Below are 568 nucleotides of genomic sequence, written 5' to 3'. Positions count from 1 at the left end.
CAAGTAATGGTAATGAACGGTTTTCTAATTGTACTGTTTCATATGCGATAGCAACAACTTTCTTCTCGATTAACGCTTTTGTTAATTCTGGTTCTGGAGCTAAGTGTAAGTATGTGAATAAGATTAAACCTTCACTGAAGTGTTTGTATTCGCTTTCAACTGGTTCCTTAACTTTCATAACCATTTCCATGTTCCAAGCTTCTTCAGCTGTATCAACAATTTTTGCTCCCGCTTCAACATACTGAGCATCTGTGAAACCAGATCCTACACCTGCATCCTTTTGAATGAATACTTCGTGATTGTTACGAACTAAATGTACAACACCTGCTGGTGTCATTGCCACACGGTTTTCGTTGTTTTTAATTTCTGCTGGTACCCCAATACGCATAATGAAATGCCCCCTTATAATTAACAGAAAAAAGAAAGTCTTTTTTCTTTTTGTAATAATTAATAACTTATGTCCTTATTCTAGCATAACTTCAAAGTTATGAAAACGCTAACATACTATTTTTTTAAAGTTTATATATTTAGAATAGTGTAAATATATAAAACATTGATTCTATTGAGT

The 568-nt window shown here is 32.9% G+C and carries 1 pseudogene; it reads right to left on the bottom strand.

Annotated elements, in window-relative coordinates:
• A pseudogene (locus KI356_RS19615) lies at nt 1–388 on the bottom strand (alanine dehydrogenase); the annotation flags it as partial.
• Nucleotides 389–568: the final 180 nt, after the last annotated feature.

The sequence above is a fragment of the Bacillus hominis genome (genome assembly GCF_018332515.1).
In the GTDB taxonomy this organism is placed as follows: Bacteria; Bacillota; Bacilli; order Bacillales; family Bacillaceae_G; genus Bacillus_A; species Bacillus_A hominis.
This window is presented reverse-complemented; position numbering and strand designations above follow the sequence as displayed.